At 64.0% G+C, this 17,035-nt stretch carries 14 protein-coding genes; 8 read left to right on the forward strand and 6 right to left on the reverse strand.

Going from position 1 to position 17,035, the window contains the following annotated elements:
* Positions 1-62 precede the first annotated feature (62 nt).
* From UF78_RS18335 to UF78_RS18350, 4 genes are all read left to right on the forward strand, one after another.
* Positions 63-2,129, forward strand: a complete 2,067-nt coding sequence (locus UF78_RS18335) for an alpha-amylase (protein ID WP_045163662.1) — start codon at positions 63-65, stop codon at positions 2,127-2,129.
* 25 nt (positions 2,130-2,154) lie between these two features.
* Positions 2,155-3,222 carry a hypothetical protein gene (locus UF78_RS18340; RefSeq protein WP_045163663.1) on the forward strand — a complete coding sequence of 356 codons (1,068 nt, stop codon included), beginning with the start codon at positions 2,155-2,157 and terminating at the stop codon, positions 3,220-3,222.
* A 112-nt stretch (positions 3,223-3,334) separates the two neighbouring features.
* Entirely contained in the window at positions 3,335-3,781 is a 447-nt protein-coding gene (gene aroQ, locus UF78_RS18345) for a type II 3-dehydroquinate dehydratase (RefSeq protein ID WP_045163664.1), read from the forward strand.
* Positions 3,778-4,632, forward strand: coding sequence for a shikimate dehydrogenase (locus UF78_RS18350; RefSeq protein ID WP_045163665.1), 855 nt, complete (start codon positions 3,778-3,780; stop codon positions 4,630-4,632). The genes aroQ and UF78_RS18350 overlap by 4 nt, the downstream gene beginning before the upstream one ends.
* Positions 4,633-4,684: 52 nt before the next feature.
* On the opposite strand, the gene UF78_RS18355 is transcribed toward UF78_RS18350, so the two are convergent.
* The 4 genes from UF78_RS18355 to UF78_RS18370 all read right to left on the reverse strand — a co-directional run bounded on the left by UF78_RS18355 (position 4,685) and on the right by UF78_RS18370 (position 9,432).
* On the reverse strand, positions 4,685-5,350 hold the full coding sequence (locus tag UF78_RS18355; protein ID WP_155397670.1) for a TetR/AcrR family transcriptional regulator: 666 nt from the start codon (positions 5,348-5,350) through the stop codon (positions 4,685-4,687).
* Between the two features lie 76 nt (positions 5,351-5,426).
* Positions 5,427-7,337, reverse strand: a complete 1,911-nt coding sequence (gene quiC, locus UF78_RS18360; protein WP_045163666.1) for a 3-dehydroshikimate dehydratase QuiC — start codon at positions 7,335-7,337, stop codon at positions 5,427-5,429.
* 215 nt (positions 7,338-7,552) lie between these two features.
* Positions 7,553-8,371: a sugar phosphate isomerase/epimerase family protein gene (locus tag UF78_RS18365; RefSeq protein ID WP_045163667.1), complete on the reverse strand. Its 819-nt coding sequence runs from the start codon at positions 8,369-8,371 to the stop codon at positions 7,553-7,555.
* Between the two features lie 11 nt (positions 8,372-8,382).
* Complete coding sequence (locus UF78_RS18370; RefSeq protein WP_045163668.1) at positions 8,383-9,432, reverse strand: Gfo/Idh/MocA family protein; 1,050 nt, start codon at positions 9,430-9,432, stop codon at positions 8,383-8,385.
* Between the two features lie 717 nt (positions 9,433-10,149).
* Between UF78_RS18370 and UF78_RS18375 the strand changes: the two genes are divergently transcribed.
* The 4 genes from UF78_RS18375 (at position 10,150) to UF78_RS18390 (ending at position 15,058) form a co-directional block, all read left to right on the forward strand.
* Positions 10,150-10,617 (forward strand): tripartite tricarboxylate transporter TctB family protein, encoded by a 468-nt coding sequence (locus tag UF78_RS18375; protein WP_045163669.1) that lies wholly within the window; start codon positions 10,150-10,152, stop codon positions 10,615-10,617.
* 10 nt (positions 10,618-10,627) lie between these two features.
* Positions 10,628-12,136, forward strand: a complete 1,509-nt coding sequence (locus UF78_RS18380; protein WP_045163670.1) for a tripartite tricarboxylate transporter permease — start codon at positions 10,628-10,630, stop codon at positions 12,134-12,136.
* 38 nt (positions 12,137-12,174) lie between these two features.
* Positions 12,175-13,176: a tripartite tricarboxylate transporter substrate binding protein gene (locus tag UF78_RS18385; RefSeq protein WP_045163671.1), complete on the forward strand. Its 1,002-nt coding sequence runs from the start codon at positions 12,175-12,177 to the stop codon at positions 13,174-13,176.
* Between the two features lie 169 nt (positions 13,177-13,345).
* Entirely contained in the window at positions 13,346-15,058 is a 1,713-nt protein-coding gene (locus UF78_RS18390; protein ID WP_045163672.1) for an FAD-dependent oxidoreductase, read from the forward strand.
* 53 nt (positions 15,059-15,111) lie between these two features.
* On the opposite strand, the gene pcaC is transcribed toward UF78_RS18390, so the two are convergent.
* Together pcaC and UF78_RS18400 are read right to left on the reverse strand one after the other, a co-directional pair.
* Entirely contained in the window at positions 15,112-15,510 is a 399-nt protein-coding gene (gene pcaC, locus UF78_RS18395) for a 4-carboxymuconolactone decarboxylase (RefSeq protein ID WP_045163673.1), read from the reverse strand.
* 66 nt (positions 15,511-15,576) lie between these two features.
* A complete protein-coding gene (locus UF78_RS18400; RefSeq protein ID WP_045163674.1) occupies positions 15,577-16,932 on the reverse strand; it encodes a 3-carboxy-cis,cis-muconate cycloisomerase in 1,356 nt (451 codons plus the stop codon).
* Positions 16,933-17,035: the final 103 nt, after the last annotated feature.

The raw sequence follows: 17,035 nt of genomic DNA on the forward strand, positions 1-17,035 counted from the left end.
CTGCACAAGGCACCCGAAACCCGCTTGAATACAGGAACATTCTCGCCTAGCCGGAGCCGGACATGCACCCTCTGCCGCCCCTTAGTCCATTCATCCTAGCCCTTTGTTGCAATCTGCTCTCGCCCGCCGTGCAAGCAGAACCGCAAGTCGCTATTCGACTCAATGGTCAACCGCTGCAGCCGACCTGGGAATCGCTCACCGATGATCGTTTCGCGACGGAGCTGAACCTGTCGAAAGGCAGCTTGCAGCTGGGTCCCGGCGAGGCCAAGGCTCAATCGCTCAAGCCGTTCCAGCGTCATGAACTGAACGCCGATAGTCGCTTCGATTTCGACGTCACAACACCCGGCCGCTATCGCCTGCTGATAAAGACTGGCGATGATGCCAACCTGCGGTTGCTGCCGATTCGCCCGCCGAGCGAGCCCGTCGTGCAGGCCTGCCGGCCATGGGATGGCGAAGCCGTGCAGGTCCCGGTTGCCGGTGTATTCAGCAACGGCCAGCGGTTGCGCGATGCCTACAGCGGCAACACCGCCACCGTGCAGAACGGCAAGGTCGAGCTGACCCCGGCACCCGGCAGCGACGGCTTGCTGTTGATCGAAGCCGCGGAATCGCGTTCAGAGCAGGCGCGAGACTGGCGCAACGCGACCGTCTATTTCGCCCTCACCGACCGTTTCGCCAACGGCGACCCGAGCAACGACCGCAGCTATGGCCGCGAGCCGGACGGCGCGCAGGAGATTGGCACCTTCCACGGCGGCGATATCAAAGGGCTGACGGGCAAGCTCGATTACCTCGCCAAGCTGGGCATCGACGCACTGTGGATCAGCGCGCCGTACGAGCAGATCCACGGCTGGGTGGGCGGTGGCGAGAACGGCGACTTCCGCCACTACGCCTATCACGGTTATTACGCGCTGGATTACACCCAGCTGGATGCCAACATGGGCAGCGAAGACGACCTGCGCCAGCTGATCGAGCAGGCGCATGCGCGTGGCATCCGCGTACTGTTCGATGTGGTGCTCAACCACGCCGGCTATTCCACCCTGGCCGACATGCAGACCTTCGGCTTCGGCGGCCTGCGCGACGGCATGGCGCAATACCTGCCCGAACGCTGGACCGACTGGCAGCCGGAGCCGTACGAGAACCTGCACGCCTATCACAACCTGATCGACTACGATCACCCGGCCTGGTCCCGCTGGTGGGGCAAGGACTGGGTACGCGCCGGTATCGCCGACTACCCTGCTCCACCCAGCGTTCTGGTGGATCCGCTCAAGGGTTCGCTGGCGTTCCTGCCGGACTTTCGCACCGAGCGCGACACCCCGGTCGGCCTGCCGGAATTCCTTCGCCACAAACAGCCGACCCGAGCCGTGGAACGTGGCGGCTACGCTGTGCGCGACTACCTCACTGAGTGGCTGACCAACTGGGTGCGCGAGTTCGGCGTCGATGGCTTTCGCGCCGACACCGTCATGCACGTCGAACCAGCGGCCTGGGCACAGCTGCGCCAGCAGGCGGACCAGGCCCGCCGCGACTGGTCAGCGGCCAACCCGAACGACCCACTGGCCGGCGAGCCGTTCTGGATGGTCGGTGAAGCCTTCGGTCACGGCCCGGAAACCAGCGACTATCAGGCCAACGGATTCGACGCGCTGATCAATTTCGCCTTCCAGCAGGAAATCGCCGGCGCGGCCAGCGACTGCCTGCGTCGTGCCGACAAGGGCTACAGCCATTACGCCGAGTTGCTGACCAACCACCCCGGGCACAACTTCTTGAGCTACGCCTCGTCCCATGACACCTCGCTGTTCAGCGCCCAACACGACGGCGATCTGCAACGTCAACGCGGTCTCGCCAGCGCGCTCTTGCTGAGTCCCGGCGCGGTGCAGATCTACTACGGCGACGAGAGCGCACGTGCCTTCGGCCCTACCGGCTCCGATCCCTTCCAAGGCACCCGCTCGGACATGAACTGGGGCGATCACAGCAAACCGGACATCGCTGCGCTGATCGCGCACTGGCAGCGCATCGGCCAGTTCCGCGCCCGCCACCCGGCCGTCGGTGCCGGCAGCCATCGGCAACTGTCCGAGTCGCCCTATGCCTTCGCTCGCCAGCACGGCGCGGACAAGATCATCGTCGTGCAGGCTCGTTGAGCCGTACAGCTGCAGAGGAACCCTCATGACACCTGAACAACAACGCCATGCCGCCCAGCTCGAGTTCGTCGCCAGCGGGGCTGAGATGGAAATCGGCACGCCCGCCGATTGCCCGCTGCCGCTCGAGCAGCTGGTCGCCACACGGGGCGACGAGCCCTATGTACGCGAATGCTTCAGCGCCGGCCTCACGGCGCACGTCTATCGCATCCATGCCGGCGGCCAGGACTGGACGCTGAAACGCGCCCGCAGCCAATGCAAGGTGCAGAACATCGATGGGCAGACCAGCTTTCTCAACGAGATCCAGCGGCGCGCCGACTTGCGCCAGCTCAAGCGCGACCCGGCGCTCGGCGAGCGGCTCAACGCCATCGTCGATACCCGCTATGCCAGCTTCCGCCATGGCGTGCTGCTGTCGCCCTGGATCGACGGCGTCCCGGTCCGGGCCTGGAACGAGCGGCAGCTCACGCAGCTCTTCGACACGCTGGTGGCGCTGCTGCTCGGTGGGTTGTTCGAGTGGGACCTGTGCCCCGGCAATACCCTCGACGATGGCCAGGTGCGGCTGTTCGACTTCGGCTACATGTACCGCTTCGATCCGCTGCGCCAGTTCAACAGCAACGGCACCGCAATGCCGCAGTTCCACGCCGCCGAGCGATTCGAGACGCGTCAGTATTTCGCGCATCTGCTGGGGCTGGAGCAACAGGGCGAACAGCTCGCGCTCGCCGCCTACTTGATGGAAAAGCACATCGCCATCGATGCCTATCAGCGTCTGCGTGCGGGGCTCGCGTCCCGTGGCGCCGCATCGACAGTGCTCGACTGGCTGGACGGCATCATCACCGGCTGGCGGCAAGCGGTGTCAGGCGGTGCAGAGGCGCTGTATCTGCAGGAAGCCTGGCGTTCACACTGGCTCGATCTGCATGACGACCTCGGCGGCCAGACCTGCACGCCCTCTACCCTGGCGCGCATCGGCTGGCTGGAACAGGCCGTTCGCGAGCGTCACCGGGATCTGCAGCGCCTGACGGCCGCGGGGCCGGCCGAGCCTCTGCTGTCTGAGCTGCGCGAAGCTCGGCGCCTGGCGACGCAGTGGCAGGTGGCATGACCGCTGCTCAAATCGTTCGATTACCGCCCAGCTTCAGACATGCAAAGGAGGAAGCCCGGTTCGTCTTTGATATCGTGTATTAACCAGATGGTACATTTATCGAAGAGCCGCAATGACCCAGACCATTCTTGTTTTGAACGGCCCCAATCTGAACCTGTTGGGCACCCGCGAACCCGCCACTTACGGCTCTGAGACCCTTGCCGATATCGCCGAGCTGTGTCGCCGCACCGGTGAGGCCAATGGGCTGGACATCGAATTTTTCCAGACCAACCATGAGGGTGAGCTGCTGGATCGCATCCATTCCGCACGCGGCCGCTGCGCCGGCATCCTGATCAACCCGGCGGCCTGGACGCACACCTCGGTAGCCGTACGTGATGCATTGGCGGCAGTCGAGCTGCCGGTGATCGAGGTGCACCTGTCCAACGTGCACAAGCGCGAAGCCTTCCGCCATCACTCCTATGTCTCGCCGATTGCGGTCGGGGTGATCTGCGGGCTGGGAAGCCACGGCTACCGTCTTGGCCTGGAACATTTCGCTCACCTGCTCAAGGCTCGCCCATGACCGACTCGACGACGCGTTCGGTACTCGCCGGCCTGATCGGCGCAGGCATCCAGGCCTCACGCACGCCCGCGCTGCATGAGCACGAAGGCGATGCCCAAGGCATCCGCTACCTGTACCGGTTGATCGACCTGGACGCGCTCGGCCTCGACCTGGCCGCCCTGCCCGACTTGCTCAGCGCGGCGGAACGCATGGGCTTTACCGGGCTGAACATCACCTTCCCGGCGAAACAGGCGGTCATTCCCTTGCTCGACGAGCTGTCGGACGAAGCCCGAGGCATCGGCGCGGTCAATACGGTGGTGCTCAAGGACGGCAAACGCGTCGGCCATAACACCGATGCACTGGGTTTCGCCGAAGGGTTCCGCCGCGGCCTGCCTGGCGTCGCGCGTCGTCATGTCGTGCAGATGGGTGCCGGCGGTGCCGGGGCCGCGGTGGCCCATGCATTGCTGACCGAAGGGGTCGAACGGTTGAGCATTTTCGAGGTGGACCCAGCGCGCGCGCAGGGGCTGGTGGACAACCTCGGTGCCACCTTCGGCAAGGCGCGCGTCGAGGTCGGTCGCGATCTGCCCGCGGCGATGGCCCAGGCTGACGGCCTGGTCAACACCACGCCGGTGGGCATGGCCAAGCTGCCGGGCACGCCACTGCCGGTCGAGCTGCTGCGCGCCGATCTCTGGGTCGCCGAGATCATCTATTTCCCGCTGGAAACGGAGTTGCTGCGCCACGCCCGTGCCATCGGCTGCCCGACGCTCGATGGCGGCACCATGGCGGTGTTCCAGGCGGTCAAGGCATTCGAGCTGTTCGCTGGCGTGCACGCCGACGCCGAGCGGATGCAGGCGCATTTTCTTTCCATGTGACGTCCTCTCCATGTGACGTCGCGACGTGGCCGTGCAGGTCGGGCCGTTTCAGTCAGGCCTGCAGGTAGCGCAGCACCGACTCGCAGATCATTTCGCGATGCCGCGCCTGCACCTGCGGGTCATGCAGATCGATCTGAAAGATTTCGCCGAAGGTGTGCCGATTGGAGTTGCGATAAAAGCAGAACGAGCTGATCAGCAGGTGTACGTCCAGCGCGATCAAGCCCTTGCGGAACAACCCGGCCGCCTCGCCGCGCCGCAGGATCTCGTCCAGCAGCACCAGCACGTTGTTGCTCAATGAGCGAATCGCCTCGGAGCGCTTCACGAATTGGCCGTGGTGGATGTTCTCGACACTGACAATGCGGATGAACCCCGGATTGCTGTCGTGGTGGTCGAAGGTGAATTCGACCAGCCGACGAATCGCCTCGCGCGGTTCCAGCTCGGCCAGATGCAGCGAGCTTTCGGTGTTGCGGATATCGCCGTACAACCGCTCCAGCACCTGCAGGTAGAGCTGCTCCTTGCTGCCGAAATAGTAGTAGATCATCCGCTTCGAGGTACGGGTGCGCTCGGCGATGGCATCGACCCGCGCGCCGGACAACCCCTGCTGGACGAACTCCGCAATGGCGGCCTCGAGAATGTCCTGGCGAGTTTTTTCCGGGTTGTTCTTGCGTCCCGTGCGAGGCGCTTTCTCGGCTACTAAGGCATCGACTGCTTGCGTCATCGTGATATCTGTCAGGCTTTGGCGAGAGGCGATTATGGACCGCCTGACGCTGAAATAAAGTGCTGGCGATCCGCGCTTACAGCTTTGGCGTGGTGGTCGCGCCGCTACGGGCCTTGGCCATGGCCGCCAGCCGTACCGCGACGTTCGCCGCACCATAGCCTGCATAGCCATTCTTGCGCTGTAACACTTCGAAGAAGAATCGCCCCTCGAACGCCTCGGTGTAGACGTGGAACAGTTCGCCACCCTGGGCATCGCGATCGTAAAGCACGTTGTAGTACGCCAGCTCGCTCAGGAACTCATCGTCGAAATCGAAGCGCGCGGCCAGGTCGTCGTAGTAATTCAGCGGAATGTCGAGCAGCGGCACCCCGGCGTCCTTGGCCCGATTCACCTCGGTGAAGATGTCCTGGCAGTCGAAGGCAATGTGATGCACGCCGGAGCCGCGATAGCTCGATACCGCATGGGAAATCGCCGTGTTGCGGTTATCCGAGATGTTCAGCGGCAGCCGAATGCTGCTACAGCGGCTGCGGATGGCACGGCTTTTCACCAGTCCATAGGGGTCGGGCAGCACGACTTCGTCGTCGGCCTGGAAATCGAACAGGGTCTTGTAGAACAGCACCCAGGTATCCAGCCCGTCGGCCGGCAGCGCCATGGCCATGTGGTCGATGCGCCCCAGCTGGCCGCCCTGCTTGGCGTCCGGATCCAGGATGAAATCGCTGTCATAGATCGTGCGTCCGGGCTCGCCGTGCTCCACCAGATAGATCAGGCTGCCGTCCGGCGCGCGTACGGCGGGGATCTCCGTCTCGTTCGGCCCGACCAGGCCGCGATAGGGTTGCCCCTTGAACGCCCTCGCCCGTTCCAGTGCGGCGGCTCCGTCACGCACGCGCAGCGCCGTTGCGCATAGCGATGGACCATGGGCTTCGAAGAAGTTGTGGCCAAACGAATAGGGCTCGGCGTTGAGCACGATGTTGATGTCGCCTTGGCGCATCAGGCTGACCGCCTTCGAGCGGTGTTTGCCGGCACGGGCGAATCCCAGCCGTTCGAGCCAGTCGCTCAGCTTGGCGGCACAGGGCTCGTCCACCGCGAATTCGAGAAATTCGACGCCCTCATAACGGCTCGCCTCGGGCGGTGCGAACAGCGTGTCGAGCTGCGCAGCCGGCGCCGGGTTCTGCTCCAGCAGCTTGCGGGTCTTCTCTTCGAGATACAGCAGCGAACGCAGTCCATCGGCGGCATTGCTGCGCGGCGGCGCGGCGCGGAAACCATCGTTGAAGATTTCCAGCGACAGCGGGCCGCTGTAGCCGGTCCGCAGAATGGGCGCAAGAAACGCCGGTAGATCGAACTCGCCCTGACCGGGGAAACAGCGGAAGTGGCGGCTCCACTCCAGCACGTCCATGGCCAGCACCGGCGCATCGGCCATCTGTACGAAGAAGATCTTCTCGGCGGGAATCTCGCTGATTGCCGCCGGATCGCCCTTGAGCGAGAGGGTATGGAAACTGTCGAGAATCACGCCCAGCGCCGGATGATCAACCTGTTTGACCAGCTTCCAGACCTGCTGATAGGTATTGACGTGGCGACCCCAGGCCAGCGCCTCGTAGCCGATTCGCAACTGCCGGGCGCCTGCCCGTTCGGCCAGCAGCGCCAGATCGTCGGCCAGTATCTGCTCGTCGCCGAGGGAATCGGGCTGCACGTTACTGCATACCAGGACCAGATCGGTACCCAGCTCCTGCATCAGGTCGAATTTGCGTTCGGCACGGTCGATGTTGCGCTGGAGCCGCTCGCGGCGGCAGCCTTCGAAATCGCGAAACGGTTGGAACAAGGTAATCGCAATGCCTAGATCCTGGCACATGCGCTGGATGTCGCGCGGGCTGCCGGAGTAATACAACAGATCGTTTTCGAAGATTTCGACACCGTCGAAACCGGCCGAGGCGATGGCTTCAAGCTTTTCTGGAAGGGTCCCGCTCAGGGAGACAGTTGCGATCGAGCGATGCATGCGAAGGCTCCTGGTCGACGACGATGGCGACACGCCGGATTGGCGTCGTTACGTTGGATGGGCGCCAAGGATCACTCGGCTTTGATCGATCTTGGCGTGTGAGCGTCAGGCGCGCAAACAGAATGTACTAACCAGTGAGTTTTACTGTTCGATAATCGAACGCTCGATGATCGCTTCGCGTAAACCGCCGCATCTGGAATGCTTCTCCCGGCATCTCATGGCGCCAACGCCAGCACTCGACGGGTCGCCTCGAGCGCCATGCGCGCCCTGTCGAGCGCGCTCACGCCCTGCTCCATCAGGTTGCGCGTAGGGATTTCCAGGCTCAGCGGGATGTTCGCCGGCAAGGCGCGCAGCAGCGCGACCAGATCGCAATCGCCCTCACCCGGGAAGCGGCGCTCGTTGCGCGCCTGGCGGAGAATCTCGTCCATATCGTCCGGGCGCGGACCTGCCACGTCGCACAGTTGCATATAGCGCAGGCGTTTCGGCGCGACCTTGGCGAGGTCTTCAAGACTCGATCCAGAACGATCGAAGTGGAAGGCATCGACCAGCACGCCACCATTGTCGCGGCCCGCCGCCTCGACGATGCGCGCCGCCTGATTCAGATCACGCGCATCGGTCCAAGGCATGAACTCCAGGTGCGAATGCAGACCGAACGGTTCGGCCAGTTCGCACAGTTCGGCGAAATGCTCGGTCAGTCGGGCCTCGTCGGGATCGTTGCCTGCCACCAGCAACTCGCTGGCACCCAGCTCCGCGCTCACGGCCAGTACCGGTGCGAAGTCGCTGATGCGGGTTTCGGGCTTGAGGCGGAGAATCTCGGCGTCGAGCACCCGCACGCCCGTGTCCCGCATACGCGCCAGGGTCTGGTTTAGCAGCGCCCGGTCGGCAACCAACGAGAAATGCTGTTCGTCGGCCGTCGCCGGGATCAGCCGCAGCCCGACATGGCTATAACCGGCCCGAGCGGCCACTTCCACCATGTCGGGTGGAGAGAGCTCCAGGACGGTCAGCGTTGCCAGGGAAAGAATGCGTTGGGTCATCGAGGGTTCTCTCAGAAATCTTCAGGTTCGCAGGCGGTTCCGGTCTTCGCTGCGCGCTCGATGGCTTCCACCAGCGCCAGCGTTCGTCCCGCGTCGGCCGCATCGATCAGCGGTGCTGCTTCGCCGCGGACCACGGCCAGGAAGTGGTCGAACTGGCGAGTCAAGGCATCGCCCGCCGCCACCGGTTCACTGTGACGCAGCAAAGGCTGATGCCAACCCGCACCCGGTTGTGCGTACTGCCAGCGCTGCAATTGCGGCAGGCTGATCGCGCCGCGCGTACCGGCCAGCAGGTAACAGGGTTGATCGAACTGGCGTGGATAGACGGGGTTCTCGCCGGAATCGAGCTCCCAGCTCCACGGCGCCGCCACCGCATCGGAGGCGGTCAGAGTGCCGACCGCACCGCTTTCGAAACGCAGGATCGCCGCCGCGCTGTCTTCATTGCCGAAACCGCGCACGCCGTTGTCGAGAAACGCCTGGACCTGGCGCACCTCGCCGCACAGATGGCGCAGCAGATCGAGATCGTGAATGAGATTTGTCAGCAGCATCCCCGCGCCCGGCTCACGTCGCCACGGGATATCGAAATAGCTGTCCGGCTTCTGCAGTTGCCACAATGCGGTCACGGTGGTCAGGCGACCGAGCGCGCCTTCGTCGAGCAACTGGCGTGTCCGCGCAATCAGCGGATTGTGTCGGCGGTGGTGACCGACCAGCACCGGCACCCCGGTTTGCTCGCCGACCTCGACCAACCGGCGCGCCTGGGAAAGGCTCGTGCCGACCGGTTTTTCCACCAGCACCGGAACGCCGCGTTGCAGGCACTGCACGGCGGTATCGACATGCAATGGGTTGGGATTGGCAATGATCACCGCATCAGGCCTGGCCCCTTCGAGCATGGCGGCCGGGTCCGCAAACCAGCTGACGCCGTGCGTAGCGGCCAGTGCCTGCGCCTGTGGATCGGGATCGGCGATGGCACACAGCTGTGCCTCAGCCGAGCGGGCAATGATCTCGATGTGCTGCCGGCCCATGATGCCGGCGCCTACCAGCGCTATCTGCAAAGGCTGTTTCACTCCGCTCTTCCTCCAGACGATTTCAACTCACGAAACATCGATACGTTTTGAACCGTCTGGTTAATTTGGAGGATGGGCCTCGGACTTCGCAATGTGTTCGGCCTTTTTCAGCCGTCCAATCGAGCGATTCCGTGCGGTTATCGGCCAGTCTTCCCGAACTTGGGATGATTGTTCCGTTGGTAACGGATCCGCCCGCCAGCCCAAATTCCCGAGGTTTTTCCGGCCTGGAATTCCGTCCCACAAGTAGCGCGGCTATTCGGCTCCTGGCTCGCCTCGATCACGCGGCGCGCAAGCAGCGCCGGTGGCCGCAACGCCTGCGCGCTAAACGAAACCTGCGCTACGCCTGCCAGAGAGAGGCAATCGACAGCATGCGACCTCCCGCTCGTTGAAGGCGATATGCAGCGTCTTGTTCAATATGTTCTAACCGGTTAGTTTCTGTGCGGTAATCGGCCAGACCAAATTGATTTCACGGCCGTGCTGCTCGCACTATTCATCCCACATGAAGACGGGCCGGTGCCCTTCTTGATCAACCAATAACAAGAGTGCCCAGCTATGAATCACCCCGCATCGTTGATTCGTGCAACGAGCCAGCCTCTGCAGCCCGACCTGATCACGGGCCCCATGCACAGCATTTCTTCCACGCAGTCGACCCCGACTCGCTACGCTTCCGGCTCCACCCGCGCTGCGGCAGCCCGCCCGTCCACGCAGGAGCAAGACATGAAAGAACCCCAAACCCGACTGGTCGGCGAGCTCGTTTTCGGTGCAGTGCTGGTGTTGCTGAGCCTGGGCATCGCCTACCTGGCTTACAGCATTTCCGGCTTCTCCTCGCTCAACTCCGCTGGCGCCTTCCCGATCGGCATCAGCTTCATCATGGTGGTCTCGGCGCTCTGGTGCCTGTTCGAGGCCTTGATGAAGAAACCCGCAGCCGTACATGGAATGGCCGCCCTGCGCCAATTCTGCCGCGAACATTTCCCGGTCCGCCTGGTGGTGTTCCTGGCGATGGCAGTGGTCTATCTGGCCGTTATGGACTGGATCAGCTTCTACGCCAGCACCTTCATCTTCATCTCGGCCTGCATCTTCTACCTGCGCCGCGGCGGTCTCCTGCTGGCGCTGGGCGTCAGTGCGCTGGCCCTGACCGTCATCTACTTGATGTTCACGCTGGTCTTCAGCGTCTACCTGCCCTGAGGCCCACGACATGAGCGAAGCCCTTTCCTACTTCACCATGGCATGGTTCGACCTGAACCTGCTGATGCTCACCGCCCTCGGCACCTTCGCCGGCATTTATATCGGTGCGATCCCGGGGCTATCCGTGACCATGGCGGTCTCGATTCTGGTCTCCTTCACATTCGGCTGGGAGGTCAACCAGGCCCTCGCATTGATCGTCGGCATCTATATCGGCGGTGTCTATGGCGGCTCGCGCAGTGCCATTCTGCTGAACATTCCCGGCGCGCCCTCCTCCGTCGCCACCGCGTTCGACGGTTACCCGCTGGCCAAGCTGGGTGAAGCCGGCCAGGCGATTGGCCTGAGTACTGTCATGTCGGTCATCGGTGGTCTGGTCGGTACGCTATTGCTGGCCACCGCGGCACCCGTCATCGGCGATCTGGCACTGAAATTCGCCCCGCGTGATTACTTTCTGATCGCGGGCATCGGCCTTCTGCTGGTGGGCAGTCTGGCCAAGGGCTCACTGGCCAAGGGCATATTCGCCGCGGCCCTGGGCGCCATCATCGGCATGGTGGGCATGGACCCGGTCACCGCCGAGGGTCGCTTCACGCTCGGGCAGATCGAGCTGATGGGCGGCATTCATTACGTCGTGGTGATGATCGGCCTGTTCGGTGTCGCCGAAGCCTTCTCGATGATGCACAACCTGGACACCGCGCCGGTAAAGCAGAAGGTCGACAAGATCATCCCTTCGTTCGCCATGGTGTTGAAGTTCCTGCCGCTGTCGATCCGCACCTCAATCATCGGCGTCGTCGTCGGCGTGCTGCCAGGTGTCGGCGGTGACATCGCCGCGCTCATGGCTTACGACCACGCCAAACGCAGCGTGAAGAAGCCCACCCGCCCCTTTGGCGAAGGCGCTTACGAGGGTCTGGTCGCGCCGGAGACGGCCAACAGCGCCGCGGTGGGCGGTGCCTACGTCCCGATGCTGACGCTCGGCATGCCCGGTGATGCGGTGACCGCCGTGATCATCGGCGCGCTGGTCATCCACGGCCTGAACCCCGGCCCCATGCTGATGGTGGAGAACCCGCACATCTTCTGGTTCACGGTGGGCAACCTGGCGTTGGCCAACATATTCCTGCTGATTTTCGGTCTGGCCGGCATCAAGCTCTTCGCCAAGATGGTGGAGATTCCCAAGGCGATTCTGGTCCCGCTGATCCTGGTGCTCTGCGCGGTTGGCACCTATTCGATCAACAGCAGCATGACCGAGGTGTACTGGATGCTCGGCTTCGGCCTGGTGGGTTATTTCCTCAAGACCTTCGGCTTCCAGATGGGCCCGGTGATTCTCGGCGTGATCCTGGGGCCGCTGATGGACACCTCGTATCGCCAGGCGATGTCCTCGGTGGGTGACAACCCCACCGCCTTCATCACCGACCTGTTCGTCAACCCGCTGTCGCTGCTGCTGACCGCCGGGCTGATTCTGATTCTTCTCGGCAACTCACCTCTGAAAGGCCTGCTCAAGCGCCGCAAGGCGACCACGTCGGTCTGAGATAACCACGCAAAACAACAACAAACGGAGTCACAACGATGCTCAGGAAACTCATTGCAAGCGTCACCCTCACCGCCGCGGCGGTCACCATGACCGTGCCGGCGCAGGCCGCCTACCCCGAGCGCAACATTCAGGGTGTGGTGCCCTGGGGCGCAGGCGGTGCAACCGATATCGTCATGCGCAGCCTTACGCCCTACGTGGAGAAAGAGCTGGGCGGCAAGATCATCATCAACAACCGCACCGGCGGTACTGGTGTGATCGGCAGCAACCATGTCCTGCAAGCGCGTCCGGACGGCTACACCCTGCTGCTGGCAGCGGAAAACGCCCAGCTCTATCCGTTGCTGGGGCTCGCCGAGTTCGATTACAGCGCCTTCGAGACGATCAACATCATTGGCCAGAACATTGCCGTCATCGCCGCGCCGGCCGACAGCAAATTCAATTCGATGGCCGATCTGCTGGCCGAAGCCAAAGCCAATCCGGGCACTCTGCGAATGGGCGTGACCGGTGCTGGCGGCTTGCCGGGTTCGGTCCACGCCATGATCGAGGCGGTCGACGACCTGAAGGTTCGCGAAGTGACCTTCGCTGGCGACGGCCCGGGCATCACCGCCATGCTCGGCGACCACATCGACTTCATGCCACTGAGCCTGATCGCTGCGCGGGAGATGATCACCTCCGGCAAGATCAAGGGCCTGGCCGTCGTATCCACCGAAGAGCTGCCGCAGCTGCCGGGCGTGGAACCCATTACCAAAGCCTTGCCGAAGATGGAAAGCTTCCTGCCGTGGGGTCCGTTCTGGGGCGTGTGGGTCCGCAAGGACACGCCTGAAGACATCAAGCAGAAGCTCACCGATGCCTATGCCAAGGCCCTCGGGAACGAAGAATTCCAGACATTCATCAAGGGCCTCGGCGCCCAGCCGCTGAACCTGAGCGGTGAGAAGGCCAAAGAATTCCTCGATCGCTGGCAGTCGGTCACCACCTGGTCGCTCTACGAAGCCGGAGCAAGCAAGGTGTCTCCAGAAACGTTGAACATTCCCAAGCCCTGAGTCGTACCCCCGGCGCCACGCGCCGGGTTCTCCCTTATTTCCTCAGCACGGGACGGCTGCCAGCCGTCCCGACGCATTTTTGTGGACGTCTGCCGTGTCTGCCATGGCGCTCTCGGCCGGATGTCATCACTGCAACAGCGTCTCGGATTCAACCCAGGAGCGACTCATCATGGCCCCGTTCGACGAACCCCTCGACTGCGATCTGCTGGTCATCGGCTCCGGGGCCGCCGGCCTTTCGGCGGCGGTAACCGGCGCCTGGCATGGCCTCAAGGTAGTGGTCGTGGAGAAGGACGCGACGCTCGGCGGCGCCACCGCCTGGTCCGGTGGCTGGATGTGGGTGCCGGGCAACCCGCTGGCGCGCCGCGCCGGCATTCATGAAGACCCGCAACAGCCGCGCACTTACCTGCGCAACGAACTTGGCGACCGCTACGACGCCGAGCGCATCGACGCCTTCCTCGATAGCTGCGGGCCGATGGTGGCCTTCTTCGAACGCCACACACGGTTGCAGTTCGTCGATGGCAACGGCATTCCCGATATTCATGGCGACGTCCCCGGCGCCGCCACACAGGGCCATCAGGTCATCGCCGCGCCCTATGACGGCGGCGAACTCGGCCCGCTGCTTCAGCGGCTGCGGCCGACGATGCGCGAGACCTCGTTTCTGGGCATGCCGATCATGGCCGGGGCGGATCTGGCCGCCTTTCTCAGCCTGACCCGCTCACTACGTTCAACCTGGCACGTGACAAAGCGCTTCGGGAGACATCTGCTGGATCTGGCGCGCCACGGTCGTGCCCTGCAATTGGTCAACGGAGTCGCCCTGGTGGCGCGGCTGGTCCGCTCCGCTGACGAGATGGGTGTGCGGTTGCTGACCAGCGCCGCCGCCACGCAGCTGCTTTACGCCGACGGTCGCGTCAGTGGCGCTCAGATAAAGACCGAGCACGGCGAACAGCGCATCCACGCCAAAGCAGTGATCCTGGCGGCCGGCGGTTTTCCCAACGACATCGAGCGGCGAAAGGCACTGTTCCCGCGCCATCCCGGTGAGGATGAGCACTTGGCGCTGCCACCGGCCAGCTGCAATGGCGACGGCATTCGTCTGGGTGAAGCGGTCGGCGCCCAACTCGTCACCGATCTAGCCGCGCCGGTAGCTTGGGCACCGGTGTCCCGCGTACCGCACCGAGACGGCAGCGTCGGACACTTCCCGCACATCATCGACCGCGCCAAGCCAGGCGTCATCGGCGTGCTGGCCAACGGCAGGCGCTTCGTCAACGAGGCGGACGGCTATTACGATTACGTCGCCGCCATGCACCAGGCGATACCCGACGGCCAGCCCGTCGCTTCCTGGCTGATCTGCGACCACCCGACCCAGCGTCGATACGGCCTTGGTTACGCACGGCCCTTTCCGGTGCCACTCGGGCCGGTTCTGCGTTCGGGTTATCTCAAGCGCGGCCAGACCCTCGAAGCGCTGGCGCAGGCCTGTGGCATCGACCCGCAAGGCCTGGCCGCCACCGTTGCCGACTACAACCGGCACGCCCGCAACGGCGAAGATCCCGCCTTCGGCCGTGGCTCGACGCCCTATAACCGCAAGATGGGCGACCCGTTGCATCGGGGCGCCAACCCCTGCGTGGCCGCCATCGAACGAGGGCCGTTCTATGCGGTGAAGGTCGAGCCGGGCAGTTTCGGCACCTTCGCGGGGCTGCGCACCAACGGGCACACCCAGGTGCTGGATGCCGGCGGTGAGGCGATCCCGGGCCTGTATGCCGCCGGCACCGACATGGCCAGCATCATGGGCGGGCATTACCCTTCCGGCGGCATCAACCTCGGGCCGGCAATGACCTTCGGCTACATCGCGGCTCGGCATATCGCCGGCATCACCGACTTCGAATAGGCGAAGGCGCAGCCACGGTCGCCGCTTGGCGCTCCGTGGCCAGCGTCAGATCGCTATCGTTCCTGCAACGACTCCACACCCATCTCGTCGAAGACTTCCTCGGCGAGGTGAAAGGTCGCGTTGGCGGCGGGAATGCCGCAATAGATGGCGCTTTGCAGCAGCACTTCCTTGATCTCATCGCGGGTCACGCCGTTGTTCTTCGCCGCCCGCAGGTGCAGCTTCAGCTCCCCCTCGCGATTCATTCCGATCAGCATGGCGATGGTCACCAGGCTGCGGGTGTGCCGCGGCAGACCGGGACGCGTCCAGATATCGCCCCAGGCATGCCGGGTGATCATCTCCTGAAATTCTTCGTTGAACGGCGTGATGTTTTTCAGGCTGCGATCGACATGCGCCTCGCCCAGTACCGCGCGGCGCACCTGCATACCGGCTTCGTAACGTTCTTTCTCGTCCATCGTGTTCATTTCCGGGTTGGTGATTGATCAGGACCGCATTCATGCAGCCGTAAATAACATGCAACGTCAGATCGCCTGATGCTCGGCCACGGCGCGCTCGACCCAGCGCCGCGCCTGCCCCAGATAAAAAGCAGGATCGAGCAGACGATCGAGCTCGGCGTCGTTCAGCTCGTTGCGCACCTCCGCGGTCTCTCCCAGTATCCCGCGCAGGTGACGGCCTTCGGCGACGGCGCGCTTGCAGCACTGTTCGACCAGATGATGCGCGGCATCGCGGCCGATACGCTGCGCCAGGGCGATACTCACCGCCTCGGCGAGCAGCAGCCCGCGGGTCTGTTCGAGATTGCCGCGCATACGCTCGCCGTCGACTTCCAGCTCGGCAAGCGCGGTCAACGCCTGTTGCAGCGACCCGGACACCAGGCAGCACAGTTCTGGCAAGGTTTCCCATTCGGCATGCCAGAGGCCAAGGCTGCGCTCATGCTCCTGCGGCATGGCGCTGAGCAGCGTGGCGACCAGCCCGGGCGCACGGGTGGAGGCGCTGATCATCACCGCGCTGCCGACCGGATTGCGCTTGTGCGGCATGGTCGATGAGCCGCCCTTGCCCGGCGCGGACGGTTCGAACACTTCGCCGACGTCCGTCTGCATCAGCAACGACAAGTCGCGCCCGAGCTTGCCGAGACTGCCCGCGATCATGCCCAGCAGCGCGGCGAACTCCACCAACCGGTCGCGCTGGGTGTGCCAGGGCTGTTCCGGCAGCGTCAGCTGCAGCTCGTCCGCCAGTGCCTGGGACACCGGCCAGGCCTGCTCGCCCAGCGCCGCCAGCGAACCGGAGGCGCCGCCGAATTGCAGGCTGAGCAACCGAGGTTTGATCATGTGCAGCCGCTGACGATGGCGTGTCACCGCGCCCAGCCAGCCCGCAATCTTCATCCCAAGAGTCACCGGCGTCGCATGCTGCAACCAGGTACGACCGGCCATGGGCGTATCGGCGTGGCGCTCGGCCTGCTGCGCCAGCGTCGCGCCCAGACTCGCGAGATCCCGCTCCAGCAAGCCGATGGCCTGACGCAGTTGCAAGACCAGGCCGGTGTCCATCGCATCCTGGCTGGTGGCGCCGAGATGCAGGTACTTCTCCGCCTCGGCGTCGTCCTGAGCGATGCGCTTGCCCAGCGCCTTGACCAGCGGGATGGCCGAATTGCCGGCAATGGCGATCGCCTGCGCCAAGGCATCCGGATCGTAGAGTTCGGCCTTGCACGCCGCTGCGATGGGCCCTACCGCTGTTTGCGGGATCACCCCGCAACGCGCTTCGGCGCGGGCCAGCGCGGCCTCGAAATCGAGCATGCCCTGCAGCCGGCCGTCGTCGGAAAACACCGCGCGCATCTCGGCACCGGTGAAATAGGCATCGAAGAGTTGATTGCTGGGCCGATTCAAAACCTGTGCTCCTGCTCTGGTAAGGGTTTCAACATTGGCGTTTCGCACACCACTGCTGGTCGATCAGGTTAACGCGCGCCCTCAACAGGGCGGAATCGATAAA

Origin of the sequence: Stutzerimonas stutzeri, from assembly GCF_000952685.1 — a bacterium.
Lineage (GTDB): Bacteria > Pseudomonadota > Gammaproteobacteria > Pseudomonadales > Pseudomonadaceae > Stutzerimonas > Stutzerimonas stutzeri_E.

Coding starts and splice junctions, on each gene's coding strand:
- UF78_RS18335 (WP_045163662.1), top strand. CDS start 63: ATGCACCCTCTGCCGCCCCTTAGTCCATTCATCCTAGCCCTTTGTTGC.
- UF78_RS18340 (WP_045163663.1), top strand. CDS start 2,155: ATGACACCTGAACAACAACGCCATGCCGCCCAGCTCGAGTTCGTCGCC.
- aroQ (WP_045163664.1), top strand. CDS start 3,335: ATGACCCAGACCATTCTTGTTTTGAACGGCCCCAATCTGAACCTGTTG.
- UF78_RS18350 (WP_045163665.1), top strand. CDS start 3,778: ATGACCGACTCGACGACGCGTTCGGTACTCGCCGGCCTGATCGGCGCA.
- UF78_RS18355 (WP_155397670.1), bottom strand. CDS start 5,350: ATGACGCAAGCAGTCGATGCCTTAGTAGCCGAGAAAGCGCCTCGCACG.
- quiC (WP_045163666.1), bottom strand. CDS start 7,337: ATGCATCGCTCGATCGCAACTGTCTCCCTGAGCGGGACCCTTCCAGAA.
- UF78_RS18365 (WP_045163667.1), bottom strand. CDS start 8,371: ATGACCCAACGCATTCTTTCCCTGGCAACGCTGACCGTCCTGGAGCTC.
- UF78_RS18375 (WP_045163669.1), top strand. CDS start 10,150: ATGAAAGAACCCCAAACCCGACTGGTCGGCGAGCTCGTTTTCGGTGCA.
- UF78_RS18380 (WP_045163670.1), top strand. CDS start 10,628: ATGAGCGAAGCCCTTTCCTACTTCACCATGGCATGGTTCGACCTGAAC.
- UF78_RS18385 (WP_045163671.1), top strand. CDS start 12,175: ATGCTCAGGAAACTCATTGCAAGCGTCACCCTCACCGCCGCGGCGGTC.
- UF78_RS18390 (WP_045163672.1), top strand. CDS start 13,346: ATGGCCCCGTTCGACGAACCCCTCGACTGCGATCTGCTGGTCATCGGC.
- pcaC (WP_045163673.1), bottom strand. CDS start 15,510: ATGGACGAGAAAGAACGTTACGAAGCCGGTATGCAGGTGCGCCGCGCG.